General features: G+C 23.0%; 1 protein-coding gene. It reads right to left on the bottom strand.

Going from position 1 to position 239, the window contains the following annotated elements:
- A partial coding sequence (locus NG904_RS17065) for a hypothetical protein (protein ID WP_252232930.1) occupies positions 1-239 on the bottom strand: 239 nt, incomplete at both ends.

The following is a 239-nucleotide window of genomic DNA, read 5'->3' as shown; positions in this document are numbered from 1 at the left end:
TTTCACCATCAATAATCACATTTCCATTAGTTGCTATAAATGAATTAACTTCTCCACTATCTGCATTTATAACTATTTTATCTTTTTCTTCAATTACATTAGAGCCATCATAATAAATTGAAGATGCATTTTTTCCTCTAATTATTATTGTCTTATTATCTTCATTATTAAATATTGCTTTTTCATTATTTGAATTTTCACTTTCTAAATCATAATCTATTGGGATATTATCTAATTTC

It is taken from the genome of Clostridium sp. ZBS15, from assembly GCF_023845705.1.
In the GTDB taxonomy this organism is placed as follows: domain Bacteria; phylum Bacillota; class Clostridia; order Clostridiales; family Clostridiaceae; genus Clostridium; species Clostridium aquiflavi.
The sequence above is the reverse complement of the archived record's forward strand: the minus strand, read 5'-3'. Positions and strand labels throughout refer to the sequence as shown.